Here is a 19,149-nt window from a genome sequence, read left to right as displayed (position 1 = left end):
GCGTGCAACCGAGTGGGCCCGGTTGCGCGCTCACGACCTCCTGTCCCCCGCCGCGGCGGTCAGGTGTACCAAGTGGGTTCGGGCAGTTCGCCGAGCAGCGCGTAGCGCCCGACCTCCACCCGCTTGTAGGCGACGGGATCGTGCAGGCTGTGCGTGCGCAGGTTCCGCCAGTAGATGTCCAGGCCGACCGAGCTGGCCGTCGCCCGGGCGCCGGTCACCTCGAAGATCCGGGTGCTGACCTCCAGCCCGGTGTCGATGATGCGCTGCTTGGCCGCCGCGATGAGCACGGCCGCCTCGCCCCGCTGCTCGGGGGTCAGCGTCTCCCGCTCGGCGTGCAGCAGCGCGGACAGCTGCGCGTTGGCCTTGTCGATCAGCGCTTCGGCGGCCCACAGCTTGGCCTGGAGGTCACCGTAGGCGTCGAGGACGTAGAACTCCTCCGTCGCGGACTCCTTGTTGTCCCCGCCGTAGGGCCAGGGGCGGGTGTGCCGGGCGGTGTAGGACAGGCCCGCCTCCAGCGCGGCCTGCGCGATGCCGAGATAGAAGTTGGCGAACACCAGCTGGATCGTCGGCACGTTCAGCGTGTTGTAGGTCAGCGCCTGGAACTGCTTGTCCACGTACCCCGCCGCCGAGGACCACGGCACCCGCACGTCCTCGACGAGCACGCTGCCGGACTCGGTCAGCCGCTGGCCCAGGTTGTCCCAGTCGTCGCCGAAGGTGATGCCGTCCTGATCGGACGGGACGATCGCGAACACGTGCTCGCCGCTGTTGTCCAGCACACCTTCCAGCACCGTCAGATCGGAGACCTTGCTGCCGGTGGAGAAGGACTTCTTACCGCGGAACACCAGCACGTCACCTTCGTCGGCGATGACCAGGTCGTCGTCGCGCGGGTTGACCGCGCCGCCGAAGAAGAAGTTGTTGGCGGTGTACAGCTGCTCGACCGCGGCGATCTGCTCCGGGGTGCCGACCAGCCGCGCCGCCCACGCCCACAGGTAGTGGTAGCCGAGCAGCTGCCCGATCGAGCCGTCGCCCTTGGCGACCTCGCGGACGACCCGGTAGGCGGTCTCCCAGGACTCCCCCGCCCCGCCGTGCGCCTTCGGGCCGAGCAGCGTGACGAGCCCGGAGTCCTTGAGCAGCCCCACCTCCGCGTGCGGGGTGCGGTTGGCCCGGTCCCGCTCGACCGCGTCGGTCGCCAGGACGGCCGCGACCTCCTCGGCCCGCGCTGTCCAGCCCTCGGCGGTGGTCGGGCGTGCGTCGTCGTTCCAGTTCTTGGTGGTCATGGTGGTGCCCCCTTTCCCGATGATCAACGAGCGTTGCCGACGCCGATGGGGTCGCCGGTGCGGTCGAGTTCGGCTTCGAGTTCGCGGACGATCGGCAGCACGTACCGCCCGAAGTGCTCGACGTCGTCGAGGTAGTGCAGGAAACCGAGCAGCAGGAGATTCGCGCCGCGCTTCTTGTACTCGACGATGCGGTGCGCGATCTGCTCCGGGGTGCCGATAAGCCCGGTGCGGAAACCGTCGTTGTACTGCACGAGATCGGCGAATTGCGAGTCCGCCCACATGCCCTTGCCGTCCGAAGTGGACTTCCCGGCCTGGCGGACCGCGGCGCGGAAGCCCTCCACGGCCTCCACGTCGGCCTTGTCGATGATCTCGCGCAGCACGTCGCGCGCCTGCGCCTCGGTATCGCGGGCGATCAGGAAGCCGTTCAGCCCGAACCGGACGGTGCGGCCGTGCTCGGCGGCGACGGCCCGGACGTCGGCGACCTGCTCGGCGAAGCCGTCGAAGTCCTTGCCGTTGCTGAAGTACCAGTCGGAGACCCGCCCGGCAACCTGCCGCGCTGCGGTCGAGTTCCCGCCCTGGAAGATCTCCGGGTGCGGGCGGCCGGACACCGGGTGGGGTTGCGGGCGCAGGCTGAAGTCGTGGATGCGGTAGAAGTCGCCGGTGAAGTCGAAGTTCGGCTGCGTCCACAGGCCGCGCAGCACCCGGATGAACTCCTCCGTGCGCCGGTAGCGCTCGTCGTGCTCCAGCCACGGTTCGCCGAGCCCGGTGAACTCGTCCTTGAACCAGCCGCTGACGATGTTCACCGCGAAGCGGCCCTGGGACAGGATGTCGGCGGTGATGCCGAACTTGGCGAGGATCGCCGGGTGCCACAACCCCGGGTGCGCGGCGACGATGAGCTTCAGCCGCTCGGTGGCCAGCAGCAGCCCGAGGCTGAACGCGGCCGGGTCGTGCTGCTGCGCGGCGCCGTAGCTGGAGGCGTAGCGCACCTGGCTGAGCGCGTAGTCGAACCCGCTGCGCTCGGCGAGCACGGCGAGTTCCTTGTTGTAGTTGAAACCGAATTCTGTTCGCTGTTCGATCGTGCTGGTGACCAGGCCACCGCTGACGTTGGGTACCCAGTAGGCGAACTTCAGCGGTTCGGCGCGGTGTGCATCGGACATGCTTGTCTCCCGTTGCGCATGGTGCGGCACTGCCGGAAGGCGCGCTCGGTCGGCGCGGAATACGGTTCCGGCAGTGGAAAAAAGGGGAATGGCGGGCGCGCTTCGAGCGCGGCCGGGAATGCTTAGGAGATCAGAAGTCGAGACAGGACTGCGCGCCGACGCGAGCGAGGTCGACGTGGCGGCGCTTGGTCAGCCGGTCTGCGAAGAACACGATTCAATGCCACCAAAGACGGGCAGGGGTGTCAACGGAAACGGCGAACTTCCCAGCCTCCGGAAACTGTCCTCTTAGGACGAAAAAGACCGCGAGCCCTCCGGGAGGGCTCGCGGTCGCGCACGACGGGAAGAACGGTCAGGACGCCGCAGCGGGCTCCCGCGCCCCGCCCGCGAACGGGATGCTCGCCGGAGCGCCGTCCGCGGCCCCGGCCGGGTGCCGCCACAGGCCCTTGCGCTCGAGGATCGGCAGGACTCCTTCGCCGAACCAGTAGGCCTCCTCCAGGTGCGGGTGCCCGGAGAGGACGAACTCGTCGATGCCGAGCGCGTGGTACTCCTCGATCCGCTCGGCCACCTCGGCGTGGCTGCCGACCAGCGCGGTTCCGGCTCCGCCGCGGACCAGGCCGACGCCCGCCCACAGGTTCGGGTAGATCTCCAGGTCCGCCGTCGATCCGCCGTGCAGGTCGAGCATCCGCCGCTGGCCGACGGATTCGCTGCGCGCCAGCCCTTCCTGCACCCGCGAGATGGTCGCCGGGTCCAGCGCGTCCAGCAGCCGCTGGGCCTCCGCCCAGGCCTGCTCGCTGGTGTCGCGGCTGATCACGTGCAGCCGGATCCCGAAGCGCACGGTGCGGCCCTGCTCGGCGGCCAGCCCGCGGATCCACTGGATCTTCTCCGCGACCTTGTGCGGCGGTTCGCCCCAGGTCAGGTACACGTCGGAGTGGTTGGCGGCGACGGTTCCGGCCGCCGGCGACGAGCCGCCGAAGTACAGCGGCGGCACCGGGTCCGGGGTCCTGGTCAGCTCGGCGCCCTCGACGTGGACGTGCTCGCCCTTGAAGTCGACCCGCTCACCCCGCCACAGCGCCCGCACGACGTGCAGGAACTCGTCGCAGCGGGCGTAGCGGGCGTCCTTGTCCAGGAAGTCGCCGTAGGCGCGCTGCTCGGAGCTCTCTCCGCCGGTCACCACGTTGAGCAGCAGGCGCTGCCCGGAGTGGCGCTGGTACGTCGCGGCCATCTGCGCGGCCAGGGTCGGCGACAGCAGCCCGGGCCGGAACGCGACCAAGAACTTCAGCCGCTCGGTGACCTCGGCCAGCATCGCGGTGGACAGCCAGGCGTCCTCGCACCAGGCCCCGGTCGGCGTCAGCGCACCTTCGAACCCGAGCTGTTCGGCGCTGCGGGCGATCTGGCCGAGGTAGGCCAGCGTCGCCGGGCGGGATCCCGAGGCGGTTGTGGTGGCCACGCCGTGCCCACCGCCGACGAGGTACCGGCTGTCGCCGTAGGTGGGCAGGAACCAGTGGAACGTCAAAGACATCTGTCACTCCAGGAGAAGCGGGACCGACCCAGCTCGTGGTCGCGGACCCGGACGTGTCCGTTGTGGACGGAAGGCGGGGACCCGCCGTGCGGACTGCGGGAGGGGGGAACCAGGTCAGGGACGACACGCCTGCGCCGACACGCGGTGGAAGTCCACGTGCCGACGCCTGGTGAACAGCGCCACGCCTCGCACGGCTCAATCGCAGCAAAGCCGCATCGGACGTGTCAACCGGCGCGCGGGCCATCCCACCTGGCGGACTTCCGGGCGGCGATCCCGGTCACCGGGACGCATTGACACCGCCTCATCGCCTCCATAGCGTCGCCGCGTGCTCCGACCGGTGCTGCTGACCTGCCGCCCCCACGTGGACCTCCTGCGCGTGGTGTCCGCGGCTTGTGCCGCCTCCTGATCCACCAATCGGTCCCCTCGGAACACCGCCCCTGCTCCAGCGCGCCTCTGCGCGCCCGGTCTTGGACGGCCGCAGTTCCGCCCCGCTCCGGCCTCGATCGGCCATCCCCCAGGAGGCAGCAGATGACTGCGAGCCCGCTCGTCGACGCGTCCGGCACCCGGCAGGTGCCGGGCAAGGACGTCCGCACGGTGATCACGTCCAGCCTGATCGGCACCACCGTCGAGTGGTACGACTTCTTCCTCTACAGCACCGCCGCCGGGCTGGTCTTCGACAAGCTGTTCTTCCCCACCGACAACCCGACGGTGTCGACGGTGCTGGCCTTCGCGACGTTCTTCGTCGGGTTCGTCGCCCGTCCGCTCGGGGGAGTCCTTTTCGGACACATCGGCGACCGGATCGGCCGCAAGCGCACGCTGGTGACCACGATGCTGCTGATGGGCGTGGCCACCGCGCTCATGGGTGCGTTGCCCACCTACGCGGACATCGGTCTGCTCGCCCCGCTCCTGCTGGTGCTGCTGCGCGTGGTGCAGGGCTTGGCGATCGGCGGCGAGTGGGCGGGAGCCGTGCTCATGGCGGTGGAGTACGCGCCGAACGGCAAGCAGGCCCGCTACGGCGCGTGGCCGCAGGTCGGTCTGGCGCTGGGGCTGGGCCTGGGCACGGGGTTGTTCGCGCTGCTCGGCAACGTGCTCAGCGACGAGCAGTTCCTCGGCTACGGCTGGCGGATCGCGTTCGGGCTCAGCATCGTGCTGGTGTTCATCGGCCTGGTGATCCGCCTGCGGGTGGCCGAAACGCCTGCGTTCGAGCAGATGCGCGCGGCGCGGCAAACCTCTCGAGCCCCGTTCCTCGACCTCTTCCGCGACCGCACCTCCCGGCGCAACACGCTGCTCGGGCTGCTCTCCCGCTGGGCCGAAGGCGCTGCCTTCAACACCTGGGCCGTGTTCTTCCTGGCCTACGCGACCACGACCCTCCACCTGCCGCGCACCGACGTCCTCGTCGCCGTGGTGGTCGCGTCGGTCGTGCTGGCCGTGCTCATCCCGGTGTTCGGCCGGTTCGCCGACCGGTGGACGCCCCGCCGCACCTACGCGGTCGGAGCGGCGCTGTTCGCGGCATCCGTCTTCCCAGCGTTCCTCGCGTTCCAGACCCGCAACCCGCTGCTGATCGGGATCGTGATCGTGCTGGTCCTGGGAGTCGTCCACGCAGTGCTCTACGCCCCGCAGGGCACGCTGTACGCGCAGCTGGCGCCGGTGCAGCTGCGCTACACCGGGATGTCGTTCGTCTACCAGTTCTCCGGCATCTACGCCTCCGGCCTCACGCCCATGGTCATCACCGCGCTCCTGGCCGCGGGCGGTTCGCCCTGGTGGGCCTGCGCGTACCTCGTGGCCGCCGGTCTCATCGGCGCGGTCGCGACCCTGGCGTTGCGCCCGCGCGATCTGCACTTCGGGCGCAACGCCTCCTGAGCCGTCAGGCGGGTGCTCCCGTGGTCCAGCCGAACACCGGGAGGGCGTCGTTGATCGCGTGGTCGCCGACCGCGCGGGACTTGTAGATCAGCGGGTTGTGCACGGTGAGCGTGCGGGCGTTGCGCCAATGGCGGTCGAGCCGTCGCGACTCGCTGACCACCGATGCGCCGCCGACCTCGAACAGTTCCGCCGCGGCCCGCAGGACGGTGTCGGCGATGGCCACTTGGGCCTTGGCCACGTCGTTCTCGGCGGTGATGACGTCGTCCTGCGCTCGGCCCACCGAGGCGACTGCGGCCTCCAGCGTCGCCTGCGCGGCGAACGCGGCGCTGTGGACCTTGCCGACCACTTGCTGGACCAGCGGGTCGTCCTTGGGCAGCGGCGCGCTGGCGTGGCTGTACGAACGGTTGCGCTGCTGCACGAACCGGGTGGCGTCCCGCGCCGCGGCCCGCGCGACGCCGACGAGGGACGCGAGCAGCACGAGCTGCGCCAACGCGGTGTGCGGTCCCGGGCCCGGGTCCCACGGCACGACGTGCGCGGGGTCGACCTCGACGTCGGTGAACTCCACCGTGCCGCTGGCGGTGGTCCGCTGCCCGAAGCCGTCCCAGTCGTCGTGCTGGACGATCCCGGCAGCCTCGGCCGGAACCCTGGCCACGACCAGCTCGCCCGGTGCTCGTTCGGCCCGCACGGTCAGCCAGTCCGCGAACAGGCTGCCGGTCGAGTAGTACTTGGTGCCGTTGAGCACCAACCGCCCGTCCTGCTCCGACAACCGGGTGTTCAGGCGCCCCACCTCGTGCGACCCGCGTTCGCTGATCGCGTTGCCGACCAGTGCCCCGCCTGCGACCAGCCGCAGCCACTCGTCGCGTGCGGTCGAGGGCGGTTGCCGCAGTTGTTCCTCGACGAACAGGACGTGCGGGCGCAGCGCCTGCGGCAGGTTGGAGTCCGCCTCGCCCAGCTCGACCAGCAGGCCGAACAGCTCGTCCAGCCCGGCCCCGGCGCCGCCGAGGTGCTGCGGAACCCGCAGCGCGCCGAATCCGGACGCCCGCAGCCAGCCCACCTCCTCGTGCGGCAGGCGGCGCTGCTGCTCGCGGTCCACCGCGCCTTCGGCGATCCGCTCGAACACCGGGCGGAACTTCGCCGCCAGATCCGTTGGCACCGCGGTCCTCCTCAGACGATTCCGTTGCGCGGCGGGCGGATCCCGTTGAGCGCGTAGTTGCCGAGGTGCTGGACCTTCCACCGGCGCGGATCGTGCAGCGTGTGCGTGCGGGCGTTGCGCCAGTGCCGGTCGAGGTTGCGGCCCGTCCGCGCCGCCCGGGCGCCGATGAGCGCGAAGATCTCGCTGGACACCGACACCGCGGCCTCGTCGGCTTGCGCGCGGACTGCGGTCACCGCGATCGAGGCCTCCGCCGCCTTGACCTCGGCGTCGTCGGCTTCCGAGTCGAGCGCGCGCCGTGCGTCGTCGAGCGCATCGCCCGCTTCGGCCAGCAACGCCCCGGCAGCGCGGACCCGCAGCGCGAGCTCACCGAACCGCTGCACCACCAGCGGCTCATCGGCGGTGCGCTCGACACCGGCCTCCCACCAGGGCCGGCTCAGTTCTCGGACCGCCTCGCCACCGTCGCGCAGGGCCGCGTCGGCGATGCCGACGTCGATCGCGGCGTGCAGGTACTGGCCGAACGCTCCGAAGATCTCGGGCCCGTCGAAGGTCCGGTAGTGCGGCACGACCCGCTCCGCAGGGACGTGGACGTCGTCGAGCAGCACCGTTCCGCTGGCCGTCGTGCGCTGCCCGATGCCGTCCCAGTCGTCCAGCACCGCCAGCCCGTCGGCCCCGGACGGCACGAACGCCGCGTTGACCCGGTCTTCCCCGTCGATGGCGAACACCGGGATCCAGTGCGCGAACAGGGCGCCGGTGGTGTAGTTCTTCGTCCCGCTGATGCGGAAGTCACCGCCCGGCTGTGCGACGAGCTTCGTCTCGAACGCGTGCGCGTTCTTCGCGCCCGCCTCGGCCAAGGCGTTGCCGAGCCGCTTGCCGGCGAGGACTTCGGCGTGGAAGAAGGTCAACTGACGCTCGGTGGCGTTGTGGCGGAGCACGTCGAGGAAGAAGAAGTGGTTCTGCGGGATCTGGCCGATGCTCGAGTCCCCGGCTGCCAGCAGGCGGAAGACGCCGCCCAAAGTCCGGTACGACACCTCCGCCCCGCCGTGCCTCCTGGGCACGGTGATGCCCAGCAGGCCGCTCCGCGACAGCTCGTCCAGCTCGTCCTCCGGCAGGATCCGCTGCGCATCCCGCTGCGACGCGCCTTCGGCGAACCGCTCCCCCAGCCGGGCGGCGACGGCGAGCGCCTCCGCGTCGTCGGCGATGACGTTGACCATCGAACTCCTCAACCATCCGGCGAAACACCAAGTGCACCAACAGTTCCGGACCCGGACACTACCCGTGGCGAACTCCCGCTCAAGCCCGTTCCAGATGGTGGTCAACGCATATTCCGTCCTCTGTGGACTCCTCATTTCACGACGGTTAAGAAAAAATCACAACGATCCACAGAGGACTCCGGCTGCCACGGGAACCGCAGTTCCAATTTGAAACTCCGGTCCTCCGGAATTTCAGGTGCTCCGGACGTCGGGTTATGGTGCAGTGGGTTGGACGCCCGCCACAGGAGGACCAGATGACCGCCGAACGGACGTGGCTGCCGAGCAGCTCGCACTGGGGCGCGTTCCGCGCCGCGACCGACGCCGACGGCACCCTCCACGTCGAGCCGCACCCCGCGGACCCCGCTCCGTCGCCGCTGCTGGGCAACGTGCCGGGCACTGTTCGGCACCGCACGCGCGTCCAGCGGCCCGCGATCCGACGCGGCTGGCTGGACAACGGCCCCGGCCCGACCGACGCGCGCGGCGACGAGGAGTTCGTCGAGGTCTCCTGGGACACCGCGCTGGACCTGGTCGCCGAGCAGCTGGACCGCACCCGCCGCGAGCACGGCAACGAGGCGATCTTCGGCGGCTCCTACGGCTGGTCCAGCGCCGGGCGGTTCCACCACGCGCAGAGCCAGCTGCACCGGTTCCACAACACCATCGGCGGGTACACGGCATCGCGCAACAACTACAGCTTCGGCACCTCCCAAGCGCTGCTGCCGCACCTCGTCGGCAGCACCGGCGTGCTGCTGGACCACGCCGACAGCTGGCAGACCCTCCGCGAGCACACCGATCTCGTGGTCGCCTTCGGCGGGTTGCCCGGCAAGAACCTCTCGATCGCCTCCGGCGGCATCACCCGGCACACCGGGTCCGCCGCGCTGCGCGACCTGGGCACCGACCTGGTGGTGATCAGCCCGCTCGCCGACGACATCCCGACGGGGTCCGGCGCGACCTGGCTTCCGGTCGAACCCGGCACCGACGTCGCCCTCCAGCTCGGACTGGCCCACACCCTGCTCACCGGCGGGCACCACGACCAGGAGTTCCTGGACCGCTGCTGCACCGGCTTCGACGTCTTCGCCGACTACCTGCTCGGCGAGCACGACGGGACCGCGAAGTCCGCCGAATGGGCCGCCGCGATCTGCGGAATTGCCGCCGCCGACATCCGCGCCCTGGCCGCGAGGATGACAGCCGGGCGCACGCTGATCACGGTCTCGTGGTCGTTGCAGCGCACCGAGCACGGTGAGCAGCCGGTGTGGGCGGGCCTAGCGCTGGCCGCGATGCTCGGCCAGATCGGCCTCCCGGGCGGCGGTTTCGGGCACGGCTACGGTTCGATGGCCAGCATCGGCGACGACGCCCCGGCGCTGCGGCTGCCCACGCTGCCGATGGGGCACAACCCGGTCCCGACGTTCATCCCGGTGGCCCGCATCGCCGACCTGCTGCTCAACCCCGGGCAGCAGTACGACTACGACGGGCGGCGCCTGACCTACCCCGACATCCGGCTGGTGCACTGGGCCGGCGGGAACCCGTTCCACCACCACCAGGACCTCAACCGGCTGCGCCGGGCATTCGGCCGCCCGGACACCGTCGTCGTGCAGGAAACGCACTGGACGGCGACCGCGCGCCACGCCGACGTGGTCCTGCCGGCGACCGTCGCGCTGGAGCGGGAGGACGTCGGCGCCGGATACCGCGACAGCCACCTGATCGCCATGCACCAGGTGCTGGAGCCCTTCGGCGAGGCCCGCAACGACTACGACATCCTCGCCGGTCTCGCCCAGCGGCTGGGCGTGCACGAGGAGTTCACGCAAGGCCGCACGCCCCGCGAGTGGCTGGTGCACCTCTACGACCAGTGGCGCGGCAACCTGGCCGCGAAGGGCCACGACATCCCGACGTTCGCCGAGTTCTGGGCGGCCGGCGACCTGCAGATGCCGGACGTGCACCCGCAGGCACCGCTCCGGGCGTTCCGCGCCGACCCTCAGCGGAACCCGCTGCGCACGCCGAGCGGCCGGATCGAGCTGTTCTCCGAGACGATCGAGTCCTTCGGCTACCCGGACTGCCCCGGCCACCCGGTCTGGCTGCCCCCGCAGCAGCAGCGCGGCGGGCCGCTGCACCTGATCGCCAACCAGCCCGCGACCCGGCTGCACGGGCAGGGCGACGTGGGCGCGCTCAGCCAGCAGGCCAAGGTCGCGGGGCGAGAGGCGATCCGGATCCACCCGCGGGACGCCGCCGCGCGGGGCATCTCCGACGGTGACGTGGTCCGGGTGTTCAACCACCTCGGCGCTTGCCTGGCCGGAGCGCGCGTGACCGAGGACGTCCGGCCCGGCGTGGTCGTGCTGCCCACCGGTGCGTGGTTCGACCCGCAGCCCGATCCGGTGCGACCGGGCGAAACCCTCTGCGCGCACGGCAATCCGAACGTGCTCACCGCCGATGTGCCGTCTTCCCGGCTTTCCCAGGGATGTTCCGGGCAGCACGCCTACGTCGAGGTCGAACTCCACACCGGTCCGGTCCCCGAACTGCGCTGCAGCACACCACCACTGGCCGATTCCTGATCGCAGGGCGCATTTCCCGCCCACGTGAATCGATTACCCCGCCACCGCAGCGGTTTTGCCGTGACCAGTTCGCCGAGTGGTCCTGGTCCGTTGCGGTGAGGCGGTTTCGCGAGCGTTGACCGGCTCCCACCCCGCTCAGTATGGTCCAGACCACACTTCGGGGGGCTCGCTCGGCCGGGACCAACCCGGCCGGATCGACGAGGGAGTCGACATGGAATCGAAGCGCAAGCTCGCCGCGATGGCGGTCGGCGCAGCGATCGCCCCGGTCCTGGTGGCCATCCCCACCGGGACGGCCGGTGCGCACGGCTACATCGACGCACCACCCAGCCGCCAGGCCCAGTGCGCGGCCGGCACCGTCCCGTGCGGGGAGATCAAGTGGGAACCGCAGAGCGTCGAGGGCCCCAAAGGCCTGACCAGCTGCAGCGGCGGCAACGAACGCTTCGCCGACCTCGACGACGAAAGCAAGGGCTGGACGGCCACCAAGGTCGGCAACTCGGTGAACTTCCACTGGACGATCGAAGCCAACCACGCCACCACCACCTGGGAGTACTTCATCGGCGGCAACCGAGTGGCGGTCTTCGACGACGGCGGCGCCCAGCCGCCGCACGAGTTGTCGCACACCGTCGACCTCGGCGGCGTCAGCGGCAAGCAGAAGCTGCTGGCGGTGTGGAACATCGCGGACACCGCCAACGCGTTCTACGCCTGCGTCGACCTCGACGTCGGCTGACCGGCCTCGCGGGAATCCGGTGGCGCCAGCCGGATTCCCGCGGGATCCCCCGGCGGGGTCACGGGTTCGGGAACTCCGGTCCGCTGTAGGTCGTGCTCACCTCGATCTCGCCGTTGACGATCCGCTCGCGCAACGCCTCGACCTCGGCGCGCACGTGCTCGGGGACGTCCGGGGCGAGGGTGAGGCGGACGGCTTCGGGGGTTTCCAGCCCGATGCGGACGTTCTCGCCGCCGTGCAGCCTGCCGTTCGCGAAGTCCTCGATGGCGCGGAAGACCGCCACACCCGAGTCGGCGACGGCCGAACCGGCGAAAACAGCGGGATCCTCGGCGACGAAGTCCCGGACGTTGCCGAACTGGCGGCCCTTCCCAGCGGCCCTGATCGCCTCGGCGACACCGGGACGCCCGGCGTTGAGCATGGTGAAGATCTGGTCCGCGCCCGCGTCGAGTTCCGCGGTGGCGACGCGCCGGGCGAGTTCGACGTCGTCCTGGTCCCCGGAGAAGTTGGTCAGCACCCGGGCGGCCGGATTGGTGTGCGCGACCCCGTCGACGAACGCCGCGCGGCCCTTCAGACCTGGCACCGGGCGGATTCCCGACATGTGGCCGACCACGCCGGACTCGGTCAGCAGCCCGGCAGCGGCGCCGGCGAGCCAGGCGGACTGCTCCTGCAGCACTTCGTAGCTGGCCAGGTTGGGGCCGGTGACGTCGGACTGGGTCACCACGAACTTAGTCCGCGGGAACTCCGCGGCCACCACCTGCGCCGCAGCGTTGTTCTGCCCGCCCTGCGCCACGACCAGGTCGACCCCGCCGCTGGCGAGCTCCCGCAGCACCCGCTCCAGCTCCGGCTGCTTCGGCGCCACCCGGTCGACCACTGCGATCTCGGCGCCGAACTGCTGCTCCGCGCGCTTGGCGCCGTTGTAACCGGCCTCCATGAACCCGCCGTCGTGGCTCGGCCCGGCGAGCAGCAGTCCCACCCGGACCTTCGCGGGCGGTTGCGGGACGTTCCGGTCGGTGGCCGCGGGAGTGCCGCACGCCCCCGCCGCGAAGATCCCCGCCGCTGCCACCACGCCCACCATCACCTTCGGAACCGACCGCATGCCCATCCGCCTCTTCCGGATCACCAACGAATGCTTCGGTATACCAAAATGCGCGATCCGGGCGCGAAAGAACAGACCTTCCCAGCTCGCGAGAACCAGCAGCTTCCACGTGACCGCGCTCGTCCACTTCGGAGATACCGGCGAGCGGGTCAGCCGAGCAGCGCGGTGATGGTGAACAGGACCGGCACGGACAGGATCGTGGACAGCAGGATCGACTCGCGGGCCAGCCGCACGCCCACGTTGTAGGTGGAGGCGTACACGAACAGGTTCTGCGCCGCGGGCAGCCCGGAGATCACCACCGCGGCGAACAGCGAAGCGCCCGAGAGCCCGAACAGGCCCGCACCGATCGCGTAGGCGATCATCGGGTGCACCACCGACTTCAGCCCGACCGACAGCAGCACCGGCCAGCGCTCGGTGCCACCCGCGGGCAGCGAACTCCCGTGCAGCGAGATGCCGAAGGCCAGCAGCACCGTCGGGACCGACAGGTGTCCGAGCAGGGTGATCGGCTCGAGGACCGGGGCGGGGATGCGCAACCCGCTCAGCGACAGCCCGACGCCGATCAGCGAGCAGATGACGATGGGGTTGCGGAACGGCGCCAGCACCCGCGACCACACCGAACTGCGCTCCCCCGCCTGCGCGTAGTCGATGACGGTCAACCCGATCGGCGTCATGACCAGCAGCTGGAACAGCATCACCGGTGCCACCAGAGCGGCATCGCCGAGCACGTAGACCGCGATCGGGATGCCGAGGTTGCCGGCGTTGACGTAGCTGGAGCACAGCGCGCCGATGGTGGTGCGGCGGATGTTCCACCGGCGCACCAGTCCGACGAGCACGAACAGCCCGGCGGCGGCGAACGTGCTCAGCGCGGTGACCAGCAGCGGGACCGAGAAGATCACCGTGACGTCGGACTCGGAGAGCATCTTCAGCAGCAGCGCGGGCGTACCGACGTAGAACGACAGCTTCGTCAGCGCTTCCCGCCCGCTGCTGCCGAGCACCTCGGTGCGCCCGAGGACGTAGCCGACCAGCACGATGGCGGCGATCACGCCGAAGCCCTGGATCACGCCGGACACTAGGCCTCCCGCGGCTCGATCTCCGCAGCGTCCACTGCGGACAGTTTGCGACCGGGCGGCACTTCGTCGGGCGCGCAGATGGGCTTCGCCACCGCCCAGGGCCCGCGAATCGTGCGCAGGCCTGCACGGTTAGCAAGCCTAAGCGATCAGCTGTGCGCGCCGATCATGGCGCTGCTCACAGCCGATCAGGTCTTGTCGCCGGTCACGGCCGGCTCCAACGGCACCAGGTCGGTGCGGCCGTCGGAGCTCGGCGGGCCACCCGGCAGCTTGACCGCCTTCGGCAGCGCGCCCGGGCTCCACGTGCCCCAGTGCGTCTCCCGGTGGACCTCCATCGCCGCCTCGGCGGGCAGGGCGTCCGGTTGGAAGGAGTCGACCACGTAGAACACGCCCCAGTCGCGGTGCAGGTCGCCCTTGAGGTAGCTCGGCATCGCCCGCACGCTGGCAGCCACGTTCAGCCAGCCGAACGGTCCACCGCCGGAGGAACCCGACCAGCCCTGCCCCATGTCGCGCAGCATCCCGCCACCGGCCACCCGGAACCGCGGCAGCTCCACGATCCCGTTGTGCAGGCTCGCCAGGTTCAGGCACGGGTGCACCAGGGCGGCGGGCCATTCCACGAACGTCGGGGACCCGCCGACCACGTCGGTCATGGTGGTCAGCTTCGGAACGCGCGGCGCGCTGAAGGCCAGCCAGCCGCCCTCGTCGACCTTCTGGTCCTCGGCCAGCACCCGCAGCTTGGTGGCACCGTCCACGGTGAACCGCAGGTCGCGCCAGGTGCCGCTGTTCTGCACCAGGTCGCGCTCGGCGATGATCTGGAAGCCCTCCGGCGTGTCCTTGCCGAGCTCCACGCGCAGCGAGTTCGCCCCGGTCGCCGAACCGGCGAACTGCATCACCACGGGGGATTCGCCGGAGGTGGCCTGCGGCGGCAGGTCGTACCAGGCGCTGCGCATCTCGCCGGTGCCGGTGGCATCGCGGTCGTAGCTGCCCCACACCGGCGCGTCGTCCCCGCCGAAGCCGAACGGCGGGGTCCAGAACTCGGTGCGCGGGTAGCCGAAGCGGTGGAAACCGCGCGAGACCTCCGCCATGTAGTCGGGGCCCTCAACGGTCTGGGTCAGCTGGTTGTCGGCGCTGCGCGGCTGGTGCTCGGACACCGCGAGCACGCCGTTGCGCGGATCGGTCTCGATGTCGACGTAGTCCGACAACCCGCAGCTCTGCCCCGCCAGCTGCTTGACGTTGTCCGCTCCGAGGCTGTAGCCGTCGCGCTGGCGGTAGATCCCGACCGCGAACAGCGTCACTTCACCGAGCATCAGCACGGCGCAGGTGATCGTCAGCGGAGCGGCGCCGAGCCGCAGGCCCCGGCGCTGCTGGTCCGGGGTGATCACCGGCAGCTCGTCGTGTCGCAGGTGCTCGACGACCGCCACGACCGCGGCGATCGCGGCGGCGATCAGGAAGTAGGTGCTGCCGTCACGTCCGTCCAGGCTGGGCGCGCGGTCGAACCACGGCACGCCCCAGCCCGAGACGTACCACCACGAGTTCGTCCCGGTCACCGAGAACGCGCACACGACCATCAGCCCGGCGAAGAACGCGGCCCGGTTGCGGCGCGAGCGCAGCACCGCCGAGCTGGTCGCCAAGGCAGTCAACGCCGCCACCACGGCGCCGATGCCGGCGAGGATTCCGAAGTGGTGGGTGTGCTTGGTCGGCGTGGCCGCGAGCACCACGAAGCACAGCGCGGCGACCGCGAGCACCCGGCGGCTCGGACCGAGCGCCGCACCCCGGATCCGGCCGCGGCGCAGCAGCAGCATCCCGCAGGCCAACACGCACAGGACCACCAGCAGCACCGGGAACCGCCGCGTCAGCGAACCGTCCGGCCACGGCCCGAACAGCTTGTCGTAGCGGACGAGCTCCTGGTACCAGGACTCGTTCGGCCCGAACTTGGTCTTCAGCGCCACCGAGTCCAGCACGGACTGCAGCGTCTGGTCGAAGAACACCCAGACCAGGATCACCAGGCCCGACGCCGCGATCGGCGCCAGCAGCGGCAGCGCCCCGCGTTCGCGCATGCGCTGCCAGAGCAGCTGCAGCAGCGGTTTGGCGGCCACCACGAACGGCAGCACCGCGACCATGCCGTGCGGGTTCGCGCCCACGCCCAGCGCCGCAGCCACCAGCCCCAGCGCGGCCGGCGTCAGCCGCCGGGCCGCCACCGCGCGCTCGACCGCGCACAGCGCGAGCAGGAAGAACGCCACGACGACCGGTTCGGGGCGCAGACCGTTGTTGTACGGCAGCCAGAAGGCCAGGAACACCGCCGCCGCGGCCCAGCCCGCGGATTCGCTGCGCCGGACCTGCTGCCCCAGCCGCGGCAGCACCCCGCGGCTGAGCAGCAGCCAGCTGAGCACGCCGAAGAACAGCGCGGGCAGCCGCACCCACGGCGTGGCGGGCGAGACCTGCACCCACAGCGCGTACAGCTCGTAGAACCAGCCGAACGGCGACTCGGGATTGCCGAACCACCGGAAGTAGTTGGTGACGTACCCGGCGTCCCCGGCGGCCCGCAGCATGGTCAGGATGTAGCCGTCGTCGGCGGTCATCGCGCCGATCAGCCACCACACGCCGAGCGCACCGATGACCACGACGTCGCGGAACTTCAGCCGCCACCAGCCCGGTCGGAGCAGCCGCGGCGCCCGGCGGACCTCGAGCTTGCTCAGCGCCAGCACGGAACCGGCGAAGGCGACCACGGCCACCGTCATCGCCGCGACCTTCAGCGGGGTGGGTGTGCTGGCGAACCGGTTGTCCACCCGGGCCTGGAACGACAGGCCGCGCACGTCGTCGACCGCCGCGTCCAGCTGGGAGAAGATCCCGGTCAGCTGCGGGCGCCGGTCGCCGTCGACGGAGGCCAGCACCGCGCCGCCGATCTCGGCCCGGGTTCCGGTCTCGTCCGCGCGCAGCGCGATCGCGCAGTCGCCGGCGGGTAACGCGGTCGAGCCGATCTGCTGCCCCCGCGACCACAGCGCGACTTTGCCGTCGTCGACCTGCAGGCTCAAGCCGGTCACACCGCCGTACTCCGAGGACGGCGGGTTGGTGGCGACCAGCACGGCGGGGCCGTTGCTGCGCGCGTCCAGGCTGCGCGCGGACGCGCACGGAACGTCAGCGGTGATCCACAGCGGCGCGTGGGTGACCAGCGGCGCGGACACCGGGGCGGTGCCCTGCGCGGTCGGCCACTTCAAGGTCGTGATGTCGTGGTCGACCGGCAGGAGCGGAACCGCGAGCGCCGCCAGCGCCGAGAGCAGGCCGAGCACCACGGCCCAGCGCCGAGCAGCCTTCGAAGCGGGATCGCGTCGCGTGATCTCCCCCGACCGCTGAGCCACGCGATCGCCACCTCATCCTTGCCGACAACAGCCAATCCCACTGAGCTTAGAGGCCCTTTCGAAGCCCAGCGGACCCGCATGCCGCCCAGTCCCCCGGCTCCCCTCCGATGAGAACAGCCCGAACGTGGCGCGCAGCACCCGTTCCGACGCAAATTCAATGGAAATCAGACGTCCGATTTCCATTGAATTTGCGGCAGCAGTCCCGGAACGTCGGAATTGTCCGCAACTGCGGGTGCGCGCTGGGCTTTCCGGGTGAGAACCACCGATCGGTGGGGCTCGCGTCACTAGCGTCGGTGACATGACCTTCACCTTGATCAAGGGCGCCTTCCGGATCGCGGGCAGCTCACCCGACGGCGACTCGATCCGCTTCTACCCCGCCGACCCGAAGACGTTCCGCAAGGCCGGGCTGTCCGTGCGGCTGAACTCCCGCGGCGGCGTCCAGCTGCGATTAGAGGGCATCGACGCGCTGGAAACCCACTACCGGCCGCAGGCGCGCGGTGCCGAGCTCTGGCACCAGCCGAGCAAGCTCGCCAACGCAGCCGGTGAGGCACTGCTGGACCACCTCGGCTTCACCAGCGTCGAACGCGACGAGAACGGCCGGGTCACCGCCAGCACGCCGGAGGAGGTGCCCGGTCACGTCCTGACCCGGTTCGCGGACAAGTACGGCCGCGCCGTCGCGTTCGCCTTCCCAGGTCAGCGGCCCGGACGCTCCACCGACGGCGCCGACGTCCGCCTCGAACCCGACGGCCTGGTCAACTCGGCCAACCACGCGCTGCTCGCAGCCGGCCTGGTGTACCCGACGTTCTACTCGAAGCTCTTCCCCGATCTGCGCCAGGCGATGGCCGAGGTCGCGGTCGCGGCGCGCGAAGCCCGCACCGGCCTGTGGGCCGAAGACGTCACCCTCGAAGGCGTGCGGGTGCGCTCCCGCGAGCAGCTGCGCGACGAGGTGGTGCTGCTGCCGAAGCTGTTCCGCCGGCTGGCCGACTACCTCGAGCTGGAGGAGTCCGGCGGGGTGTCGCTGGGCGGTTTCGCGCACTACCTCGACACCCGGGACGACCGCCTGTTCACCGTGCCCGACGGGCACGCCACCGAGCTGGAGACCCTGGTCGAGGTCCGCAGGCAGACTCTGCGCCTGACCGTCGAACCGGAGCGCATCGTGTTCGTCGAGGCCTGACCTGCCCGAACCACCCGCCGCCGTGATGAGATGGGCCGGTCGAAGGTGCGTGGGGGTGCGATGAGCGACGATGCGGCTGCGCCGACGGTGGCGTCCCGGCTGTTCCGGATCCTGGAGACGTTCTCCCCGGAACGCCCGTCGCTGACGCTGTCGGAGATCAGCCGCCACAGCGGCCTGGCGCTGACCACCACGCACCGCCTGGTCGGCGAGCTCACCGGCTGGCGCGCGCTGGAACGCGCCGACGACGGCCGCTACCGGATCGGGCTGCGGATCTACGAGCTGGCGGCGCTGACCCCTCGCGGCACGCTCCTGCGCGAGGTCGCGATGCCCTTCCTCGGCGACCTCTACGAGGCCACCCACCAGAACGTCCAGCTCGGCGTCCGCGACGGCGACGAGGTGGTCTACGTCGAACGCATCTCAGGTCGTGAGGCAGTGCCGGTGGTGTCGCGGCCAGGTGGCCGGCTCCCGCTGCACGCCACCGGCGTCGGCCTGGTGCTGCTCGCGCACGCGGACCGCGAACTGCAGGAGGCGGTGCTCGACGCGCCGCTGAAGCGGTTCACCGAACGCACCATCGCCGATGCCCGGCAGCTGCGCAGCGTCCTCGCCGACGTCCGGCGGCAGGGCTTCGCGATCAGCGACCGCCAGATCGAGCTGTCGACGCTGTCGGTGGCCGCCCCGGTGCACGACGACTCGGACGCCGTCGTCGCAGCGCTGTCCATCGTCGTCCCCGCAGATCAAACGGACCCGATGACCCTGGTCCCGGCGGTCCGCGCCGCGGCCCGAGGCCTCTCCAGAACCCTCGGCTCCCCCAACGCCCAGGCCCTCCCGCCCACGGCGCACCTCGAACGCCGCAACCTCCCCTGATCCCCGGCCCGCAGCCTGGTACAGCACCACAGTTTCCATTGAAACTGTGAATCCCACCCACGGCGGATCACAGTTTCAATGGAAACTGCGGTTCTCGGCGCGAGATCCG

13 protein-coding genes are annotated in these 19,149 nt (G+C 70.8%); 5 read left to right on the top strand and 8 right to left on the bottom strand.

Features of this window, described 5'->3' with window-relative positions; translation table 11 throughout:
- Positions 1-59: 59 nt before the first annotated feature.
- From OU415_RS20100 to OU415_RS20090, 3 genes are all read right to left on the bottom strand, one after another.
- Entirely contained in the window at positions 60-1,277 is a 1,218-nt protein-coding gene (locus OU415_RS20100) for an acyl-CoA dehydrogenase family protein (RefSeq protein WP_270950441.1), read from the bottom strand.
- Positions 1,278-1,300: 23 nt separating this feature from the next.
- Positions 1,301-2,434 carry a dimethylsulfone monooxygenase SfnG gene (gene sfnG / locus OU415_RS20095; RefSeq protein ID WP_270950440.1) on the bottom strand — a complete coding sequence of 378 codons (1,134 nt, stop codon included), beginning with the start codon at positions 2,432-2,434 and terminating at the stop codon, positions 1,301-1,303.
- Between the two features lie 349 nt (positions 2,435-2,783).
- Positions 2,784-3,953, bottom strand: a complete 1,170-nt coding sequence (locus OU415_RS20090; RefSeq protein WP_270950439.1) for an LLM class flavin-dependent oxidoreductase — start codon at positions 3,951-3,953, stop codon at positions 2,784-2,786.
- A gap of 528 nt (positions 3,954-4,481) precedes the next feature.
- Between OU415_RS20090 and OU415_RS20085 the strand changes: the two genes are divergently transcribed.
- Positions 4,482-5,813: an MFS transporter gene (locus OU415_RS20085; protein WP_270950437.1), complete on the top strand. Its 1,332-nt coding sequence runs from the start codon at positions 4,482-4,484 to the stop codon at positions 5,811-5,813.
- A gap of 4 nt (positions 5,814-5,817) precedes the next feature.
- Here the strand turns inward: OU415_RS20085 and OU415_RS20080 are convergent, their stop codons facing one another.
- Positions 5,818-6,966, bottom strand: coding sequence for an acyl-CoA dehydrogenase family protein (locus tag OU415_RS20080; RefSeq protein ID WP_270950436.1), 1,149 nt, complete (start codon positions 6,964-6,966; stop codon positions 5,818-5,820).
- 11 nt (positions 6,967-6,977) lie between these two features.
- Positions 6,978-8,177 (bottom strand): SfnB family sulfur acquisition oxidoreductase, encoded by a 1,200-nt coding sequence (locus tag OU415_RS20075; RefSeq protein WP_270950435.1) that lies wholly within the window; start codon positions 8,175-8,177, stop codon positions 6,978-6,980.
- A gap of 293 nt (positions 8,178-8,470) precedes the next feature.
- Between OU415_RS20075 and OU415_RS20070 the strand changes: the two genes are divergently transcribed.
- Positions 8,471-10,759, top strand: coding sequence for a molybdopterin-dependent oxidoreductase (locus OU415_RS20070; protein ID WP_270950434.1), 2,289 nt, complete (start codon positions 8,471-8,473; stop codon positions 10,757-10,759).
- A gap of 211 nt (positions 10,760-10,970) precedes the next feature.
- Positions 10,971-11,486, top strand: coding sequence for a lytic polysaccharide monooxygenase auxiliary activity family 9 protein (locus OU415_RS20065; protein WP_270950432.1), 516 nt, complete (start codon positions 10,971-10,973; stop codon positions 11,484-11,486).
- A gap of 58 nt (positions 11,487-11,544) precedes the next feature.
- On the opposite strand, the gene OU415_RS20060 is transcribed toward OU415_RS20065, so the two are convergent.
- The 3 genes from OU415_RS20060 to OU415_RS20050 form a co-directional block, all read right to left on the bottom strand.
- Entirely contained in the window at positions 11,545-12,603 is a 1,059-nt protein-coding gene (locus OU415_RS20060; protein WP_270950430.1) for a BMP family protein, read from the bottom strand.
- A 125-nt stretch (positions 12,604-12,728) separates the two neighbouring features.
- The gene (locus OU415_RS20055; RefSeq protein WP_270950428.1) at positions 12,729-13,649 is read right to left on the bottom strand and encodes an AEC family transporter; all 921 of its coding nucleotides are present in this window, start codon (positions 13,647-13,649) and stop codon (positions 12,729-12,731) included.
- Between the two features lie 185 nt (positions 13,650-13,834).
- The gene (locus OU415_RS20050; protein ID WP_270950426.1) at positions 13,835-17,002 is read right to left on the bottom strand and encodes an arabinosyltransferase domain-containing protein; all 3,168 of its coding nucleotides are present in this window, start codon (positions 17,000-17,002) and stop codon (positions 13,835-13,837) included.
- Between the two features lie 298 nt (positions 17,003-17,300).
- On the opposite strand from OU415_RS20050, the gene OU415_RS20045 reads away from it, so the two are divergent.
- Both OU415_RS20045 and OU415_RS20040 read left to right on the top strand, forming a co-directional pair.
- Positions 17,301-18,176: a nuclease gene (locus OU415_RS20045; RefSeq protein ID WP_270950424.1), complete on the top strand. Its 876-nt coding sequence runs from the start codon at positions 17,301-17,303 to the stop codon at positions 18,174-18,176.
- 60 nt (positions 18,177-18,236) lie between these two features.
- Positions 18,237-19,040 (top strand): IclR family transcriptional regulator, encoded by an 804-nt coding sequence (locus tag OU415_RS20040; protein WP_270950422.1) that lies wholly within the window; start codon positions 18,237-18,239, stop codon positions 19,038-19,040.
- Positions 19,041-19,149 lie beyond the last annotated feature (109 nt).

This window comes from Saccharopolyspora oryzae, from assembly GCF_027853915.1.
GTDB lineage: Bacteria > Actinomycetota > Actinomycetes > Mycobacteriales > Pseudonocardiaceae > Saccharopolyspora > Saccharopolyspora oryzae.
The sequence above is the reverse complement of the archived record's forward strand: the minus strand, read 5'-3'. Positions and strand labels throughout refer to the sequence as shown.